The organism is Sulfuricurvum sp. (assembly GCF_028712165.1).
Lineage (GTDB): Bacteria > Campylobacterota > Campylobacteria > Campylobacterales > Sulfurimonadaceae > Sulfuricurvum.
Genome location: NZ_JAQTQR010000032.1, coordinates 23,526 through 29,698 on the forward strand (window position 1 = coordinate 23,526; position 6,173 = coordinate 29,698).

The following is a 6,173-nucleotide window of genomic DNA, read 5'->3' on the forward strand; positions in this document are numbered from 1 at the left end:
ATAATCACCTAAAAATTAGGAGCTAGTATGGGATGCAGTGAAAAAGCCCTTTTGGGCGGCGGATGCTTTTGGTGTATCGAAGCAGTTTATAATCGAGTAAACGGGGTGTGCAGTGCTATCAGTGGCTACGCCGGAGGAGCACGCCCGAATCCTAATTATGAGCAAGTATGCAGCGGAGCTACAGGTCATGCTGAAGTGGTTGAAATTACCTATGATCCTGACCATATTAGCTATGAACAGATTTTAGAAATTTTTTGGGAAGTGCACAACCCTACAACTCTAAACGCTCAAGGAGCGGATCGCGGGACACAATACCGTTCTGTTATCTTTTACATGAATGAGGATCAAAAGAAAAAAGCTCTTGAGTCTATTGAAGAAGCGCAAAAAGGGTGGAGCGAACAAATTGTGACCGAGCTTTCTCCTGCTCCTGTATTTTATCCTGCTGAAGCGTATCACCAAAATTACTATTCGGAACATCCGACACAAGGGTACTGTTATGCAGTTATCGCTCCGAAGATTGAAAAATTTATGAAGAAATTTGGGGATAAAGTTAAAAAGTAGAGGGGGATTTCCCGCGGTTGCGGGAAAGTTGGAGAAGAGAGCTTAGCTTATTTGCAAAGTTCCACTTCAATACGACGGTTTTCAGCACGTCCTTCTTTTGTTTTGTTAGAAGCGATAGGCATTTTTTCACCCATACCTTCAGCTGTCAAACGTTCAGCTGCTATACCATCGTTGATAAGCATAGTTTTAACGGTTTCCGCACGTTTTTCAGAGAGTTTTTGGTTGTATTTATCCGAACCGGTACTGTCTGTATGTCCTACGATATTCGCTTTATATGCAGGGCTCTCTTTAAGGAATGATGCGAAAGCATCGACTTTAGCCGTACCTTCAGTATCCACTTTGTTGGAATCACTTGCAAAGTTCAAGTTAAGTGTCGCTTTTAACGGACAACCGTCGGAATCAACTTTAAATCCTTTTGGAGTATTAGGGCATTTGTCTTGAGGATCAAATACACCGTCTCCGTCGCTGTCGATAGGAGCAGCTACTACAACCGGTTTTGGTGCAGGAGCAGCTACGACAGGTTTTGGCGCAGGAGTTGGTTTCGGTGCCGGAGCGGCAACAGGTTCAGGAGCAGCTGCTACCGGAGCCGCAGGCTGCGCTTTTTCACCGAATGCAAAATTGATCCCTGCCATAAGAAGCAAGCTGTTATCCCAATCAAAATGATTAAACTTTAACATTTCGATCGCTTCGAGTTTAAGCGCGATTTGATCGGTAATACCAACTTTTACACCGGCACCTGCATCTGCAAACGCACCGTTGTGATTTAGGTTTTCAGTACCATTTCCACGGTCATTGATATGCTCATACCCAAGACCGGCTTTGGCAAACGGAGTGATGTTATTACTGGTTGTAAAGTCATAAACACCATTGATCGCAGTACGCCAGATATCGGTTGCATGAGGTTTGATGTACTCATAATCGGCATCGCTCCATAATACAGAAAGTTCCGGTTTTAAAAGGGAATCAACTGCATTGTATTGAAATTCTGCACCGTATGCGGCGTGATTTTCAAGACGTTGACCTGATGGGAATACATATCCGGCCATTGGCGAAACTTCGTAGTTATAATCACTTGCTCCAAGCAATGTAGCAGCGAGTAAAGAAGAGAATACTAATTTTTTCATGATACAAGTCTCCTTAAGACATTTGTGAATGAAGAATTATAGCACAAGAATGTATGTGAAATGTTGCTAAATAGGGTTTAATTATTTTTCTTAATTGCTTGAAATGCTGACTGCATAGTGTTTAGTAAAGATAGAATTTCGTGATTTAATTGCGCTTCAGCTGCATCTATTTTTTCAAGATGGGAAGCTTTTAGAGATTCAAGTTTTTCCAATGTTGTTCGAAACAGTTCTTTATCATCGGTGAGGAGAATGATTTCTTCTTTGGGTGCCCATTTACGTTTGCTCACACCATTGTGCTGAAATTCAAAAATAATATTTTGACTGTTCTCTGAACTAATATATTTTGGAACATTGTAAGCAAGATAATGCTTTTTGGGATCACCTTGGTGACGTTGGATTACATAGTACATAAAACAATGATAACATAAATCGAATTTTATCCCTCTTTGTGATAGAGTATTTGCATTAGAAAATTTAGGAGCACGAATGGAACATATTTATGAGTTGGCAATAATCGGTGCAGGTCCTGCAGGGATAGCGACAGCGATAGAAAGTTATGCTTTGGGTATGCGTGATATCGTGTTATTAGAAAAAGATGAAAATCATAATGCAACGATTCGTAAGTTTTACAAAGACAATAAGCGGGTAGATAAAGACTGGAAAGGGCAAAAAGTAGAATTGGATGGAAGTATCTATTTTATGGATGGCACGAAAGAATCTACATTGGACTTTTTTGATCAGTTATTGGATAATGAAGCGGTTGAGCTTAAAACGCATACTGAAGTGCAAAAAATTGTGAAAATAGAAGGTGGATTTGAAGTATTTATTGCCGGCGGGAGTGTGAAGGCAAAATATGTGGTTGTTACGATCGGTCGAATGGGAAAACCCAATAAACCCGATTATAAAATTCCCACATCGATTAAAAATCAAATACATTATACCCTAGACGGATGTTCTCAAGGCGAGAGGGTTATGGTTGTAGGAGGCGGTGATTCGGCAATCGAATATGCGGTTGAATTGTGTGATCGCAATGCGGTTACGATCTGCTATCGTCGGGGAACGTTTCGTCGTGCAAATCCAACAAATCAAGCTGATATCTACAAAGCAATGAGCGAGAACTCGCTGCATGCAATGTTGAATACTGAAATAATCGAGCTTGAGAGTGAAAGCGGGAAAGTGAAAGTCGTTTTCAGCGACGGAGAATCGGAGCTGTTTGACCGGATTGTTTATGCCATCGGTGGCACGACACCGAGCGGATTTTTGCAAAGCAGCGGCATTCAGGAAGAGGATGGCAAGCCGGTTCATGATGAGAACTATCAAACCAATGTTCCCGGTCTTTTTGTTGCCGGAGATATTACCCAAGAATCGGGCGGTTCAATCGCATTGGGACTAAACCACGGCTATGCAATTGCCAATTATATTATTGGTCTTTCAAAATAGGGTCACTTTTATGACTGAGCGGTCCTTCTGCACTAAACAAGGTTAATTCTATAGCTGTGTGAAGATATTCGGAAGTGACAAGCGGATCAAAATTTTCATCTTGAAAAGCAGCTATTTTAGCGTTATGAATTATGTCATCAAGAAGGGAGCGCTGCGGTGACTCACTTTTTGAATTTCCCCGTATTTTGTTGTTTAAATACAGAGTGATTTCAGTAGCCATCGGTTGATTGAGAATAGGATATTCTTGAAGAAGCGTTTCTCTGTTAATAGAGCGCTCCGCTTGCAGTACCTCTTCGATAGACTGCCGTGCAATGGTTAATAATACGGATTTGGACATGTATTATTTACCTCCTCTTGCAAGCGTGTTCCGCTATTATAACTTACTTATCCTCAGGTGACAAAGCAATTTCAAATCCGAGTTCTTGAAGCATCTTTAGATCCGTATGAGCTTCGCGTCCGGCGGTTGTGAGATAGTTGCCGATTACGATACTGTTTGCCCCTGCCGAAAAAATTTCATCTTGACGCTCTTTAAATGTAATTTCACGCCCTCCGGCAATCATAATCCGATCGGCTTTATCTAAAATTTTCCGTGCGAGGGTAATGAGGTCTAATGATTCATCGATAGTGAGAGGGCTCGGATGGAGCGGTAACGCCGGATTGTGGTGATAAAAATTGAGCGGCACGGAGATAGGATTGAGTTCTTTCAAGGACTCTAACATGCTGATGCGGTCTTCTTGTGTCTCTCCCATCCCGAATATTCCGCCGCTGATGAGTTTGAGTCCTGAGCGGTTCACATTTTCACAGGTTTCATAGCGCTCATCCCACGGATGGGTTGTGCAGACTTGGCTGTAAAAGGCACGACTGGTTTCAAGATTATGATTATAGGCATTGATTCCGGCTCGTTTTAGCTCTTGAAGCTGTTCCAGCGATGCAGTGCCGTTGCAGGCGATAAGACGCAGACGAGGCACTTCACGTTTGAGGGTGGACGCGACGTTGCAGACAAATTCGAGTGTTTTATCATCCAACCCTTTTTGTGCCGTAACGAGACAAAATCCAAGTGCACCGAGTGCTTCAAGCCGGCGTGCTTCTTCTAAAATTTGGTCCATCGGTTTTTGTTTGTACCGTTCGATGTCTGCTTTGTATTTGACACTTTGGGAACAGAACTTACAGTCTTCATTGCAGGTTCCGCTATTGATATTGCAGATGGAACACAAAAAGATTTTTTTCATATTTTTCCTTTGGAATACTGAATCTTGCCTCTTGCGAGACAGATTTATGCTCTCTCAAAAATGTAGTGTCGTTCCTCGAATACATCACTTTCGACTGCACGAAAATAATGGGTAACAGTGAAGTTTGTGTCCGAAGTTTCAAGCATGGCACAGTTTGAAAATGGCTTGTCTCTCGCACACACTTCTCCAGGATTGAGAAAGAGGGTACGATTTTTAAAATCGCATTCAAACACGTGCGTATGCCCGAAAATGATCACTTCTGCATCGGCATTCATATAAAACGGCAGGTGCATCAATTTGAAATTGACACCGCCGAGTTTAAAATAATGCGGTTCTTGGACAAGATTGTATTTGGTGTGATATTCGATCAACCCGGCATCATTGTTACCATACACAGCGACATAACGTATACCGCTGTTTTTGAGCTGGTCAAGAATTTCGGGTTTTACAATATCTCCGGCATGAATCAAAAACTCAGCCCCTTGTGATACAAGATGATCGATTGCCTTTTGCGAACGCCCTTTTTTAGTATGGGTGTCTGACAAAAGCCCGATTTTCACGCATCTTCCTCTCTTGGTGTACGATCTTTACATTTAACACACTCATACACTTCTTTATTTCGGTAGGTTCTCGGAGCCAATGCTCCGCCGCACCCTTCGACTTCACACTTTTTAGTTGATGGTTCAAATTTGGAGATAAATTTACACTTCGGATAATGTTCACATCCCCAAAACGCACCTCTGCGCGATTGTCTCCATAACAGTTTTCCGCCGCATTCCGGGCACGGCACTTCGGATGTTTTTTGCTCGGCAAGTGTTTTGGTGTTTTTACATTTTGGATATCCGCTGCATGCCAAAAATTTCCCGTTACGACCGTTTTTGACTACCATGGCACTGCCGCATTTATCGCATATTTCTTCACTGACTTCATCAGGGGTTGCCGGGTTCTCTTTTTGGTTCTCTTCTGTTTGTTCCGTATATTTACATTTCGGAAAACCGCTGCAGGCAATAAATTCTCCAAAACGGCCTGAACGAAGAAGCAATTCGCTTCCGCATTGCGGACAGTTACGACCAAGCGGCTTGGCCATTTTGAGACTGACGATATTGCTCTTTCCGGCCTCGATTTTTTCGATAAACGGATAATAGAAATCGAGCAAAATTTTGTGCCACGATTTCCCTTCATCGCTGATTTCATCGAGAGTCTCTTCCATCGTAGCGGTAAAGGATGCGTCCACGATCTCGTTAAAATGCGTTTCCAACATCTCGGTAACAGTAAAGGCAATTTCAGTCGGCATAATTTGCCGTTTCTCTACGGTGATATAATCACGTGCCTGAAGCGTTGAGATGGTCGGAGCGTAGGTAGATGGACGACCGATCCCCTCAGATTCCAGTTTTTTGATCAGACTTGCTTCAGAGTAGCGTGCCGGCGGTTCGGTAAAGTGCTGCTCAGGTGTGATGGTTTGGATATCAATCGCATCTCCGGTAGTGAGTGAAGGGAGGAGTTTGTCTTTGTCATCGCTTCCGGTTACTCGGTAAAACCCGTCAAACAAGAGTTTCCGTCCCGTTGCCCGGAACTGAGCTTTAGGGGATTCAAATGTAATACTTTGTTGTTCAAATCTCGCATCGTTCATTTGACATGCTAAGAAGCGGTTGTAAATAAGACGATAAAGTTTAATCTCATCGGGTTTGAGATACGTTGCCGCGATCTCAGGGGTAAAGGCGAGCATGGTAGGACGGATCGCTTCATGCGCCTCTTGTGCCCCTTTGGATTTTTTCGTATAAACTTTTATTTCTTTAGGCAAATACTCTTTGCCGTATCT

Annotated in this window: 8 protein-coding genes; 2 read left to right on the top strand and 6 right to left on the bottom strand. The window is 42.8% G+C overall.

All coding sequences use genetic code 11. The annotated features are described in order from the left end of the window. The first annotated feature begins 27 nt into the window (after positions 1–27). On the top strand, positions 28–561 hold the full coding sequence (gene msrA, locus PHP90_RS07230; protein WP_299927478.1) for a peptide-methionine (S)-S-oxide reductase MsrA: 534 nt from the start codon (positions 28–30) through the stop codon (positions 559–561). A gap of 47 nt (positions 562–608) precedes the next feature. Here msrA and PHP90_RS07235 read toward each other — a convergent pair whose 3' ends face one another. Together PHP90_RS07235 and PHP90_RS07240 are read right to left on the bottom strand one after the other, a co-directional pair. Then, positions 609–1,685 (bottom strand): OmpA family protein, encoded by a 1,077-nt coding sequence (locus PHP90_RS07235; protein ID WP_299927480.1) that lies wholly within the window; start codon positions 1,683–1,685, stop codon positions 609–611. Positions 1,686–1,762: 77 nt separating this feature from the next. Continuing rightward, positions 1,763–2,095, bottom strand: coding sequence for a hypothetical protein (locus PHP90_RS07240; RefSeq protein WP_299927483.1), 333 nt, complete (start codon positions 2,093–2,095; stop codon positions 1,763–1,765). A 76-nt stretch (positions 2,096–2,171) separates the two neighbouring features. Between PHP90_RS07240 and PHP90_RS07245 the strand changes: the two genes are divergently transcribed. After that, positions 2,172–3,125 carry an NAD(P)-binding domain-containing protein gene (locus tag PHP90_RS07245; protein ID WP_299927486.1) on the top strand — a complete coding sequence of 318 codons (954 nt, stop codon included), beginning with the start codon at positions 2,172–2,174 and terminating at the stop codon, positions 3,123–3,125. Here the strand turns inward: PHP90_RS07245 and PHP90_RS07250 are convergent. From PHP90_RS07250 to PHP90_RS07265, 4 genes are all read right to left on the bottom strand, one after another. Beyond that, positions 3,106–3,462 (bottom strand): AMMECR1 domain-containing protein, encoded by a 357-nt coding sequence (locus PHP90_RS07250; RefSeq protein ID WP_299927489.1) that lies wholly within the window; start codon positions 3,460–3,462, stop codon positions 3,106–3,108. The genes PHP90_RS07245 and PHP90_RS07250 overlap by 20 nt on opposite strands. A gap of 43 nt (positions 3,463–3,505) precedes the next feature. After that, positions 3,506–4,396 (bottom strand): biotin synthase, encoded by an 891-nt coding sequence (locus PHP90_RS07255; protein WP_299927498.1) that lies wholly within the window; start codon positions 4,394–4,396, stop codon positions 3,506–3,508. 2 nt (positions 4,397–4,398) lie between these two features. After that, on the bottom strand, positions 4,399–4,914 hold the full coding sequence (locus PHP90_RS07260) for a YfcE family phosphodiesterase (RefSeq protein WP_299927492.1): 516 nt from the start codon (positions 4,912–4,914) through the stop codon (positions 4,399–4,401). After that, a partial coding sequence (locus PHP90_RS07265) for a topoisomerase DNA-binding C4 zinc finger domain-containing protein (protein WP_299927495.1) occupies positions 4,911–6,173 on the bottom strand: 1,263 nt, incomplete at its 5' end. The genes PHP90_RS07260 and PHP90_RS07265, both read right to left, overlap by 4 nt.

Bases quoted from the DNA above. Each gene is read 5' to 3' on its own strand.
- msrA (WP_299927478.1), top strand. From the start codon at position 28: ATGGGATGCAGTGAAAAAGCCCTTTTGGGCGGCGGATGCTTTTGGTGT.
- PHP90_RS07250 (WP_299927489.1), bottom strand. From the start codon at position 3,462: ATGTCCAAATCCGTATTATTAACCATTGCACGGCAGTCTATCGAAGAG.
- PHP90_RS07235 (WP_299927480.1), bottom strand. From the start codon at position 1,685: ATGAAAAAATTAGTATTCTCTTCTTTACTCGCTGCTACATTGCTTGGA.
- PHP90_RS07245 (WP_299927486.1), top strand. From the start codon at position 2,172: ATGGAACATATTTATGAGTTGGCAATAATCGGTGCAGGTCCTGCAGGG.
- PHP90_RS07240 (WP_299927483.1), bottom strand. From the start codon at position 2,095: ATGTACTATGTAATCCAACGTCACCAAGGTGATCCCAAAAAGCATTAT.